This is a genomic window from Bacillus sp. SIMBA_005, from assembly GCF_046535585.1.
GTDB classification, from domain to species: domain Bacteria; phylum Bacillota; class Bacilli; order Bacillales; family Bacillaceae; genus Bacillus; species Bacillus pumilus.
The window spans coordinates 1-353 of sequence record NZ_JAWRWI010000109.1 but is presented as its reverse complement, the minus strand read 5'-3'; the positions used below and the strand labels follow the sequence as shown (position 1 = coordinate 353).

At 49.0% G+C, this 353-nt stretch carries 1 protein-coding gene; it reads left to right on the top strand.

The window, feature by feature from the left end; genetic code table 11:
* Positions 1-353, top strand: a 353-nt coding sequence (locus SB660_RS19335) for a glutamine amidotransferase-related protein (protein WP_410583851.1), incomplete at both ends; no start/stop codon positions are given.

Here is a 353-nt window from a genome sequence, read left to right as displayed (position 1 = left end):
GAGCAGGCTTCCGCCCAGGAAATCAGCACATTCGGCGACGGGAATAAACATATCGCTCTCATTGATTTTGGCTATAAAAAGTCAATCGCATCATCACTTGTCAAACGAGGCTGCAAGGTTACCGTGGTGCCATACCAGCAAATGGAGGCCGTATACAACATCAAACCCGATGGAATTGTGCTATCGAACGGACCTGGAGATCCGAAAGCCATTCAGCCATATTTAGGAAAGATCAAAAGCATCATCAGCCGCTTTCCGACTCTAGGCATTTGTCTCGGACATCAGCTGATCGCGCTCGCGTTTGGAGGGAATACTTTTAAGCTGCCATTCGGGCACAGGGGAGCTAATCATCC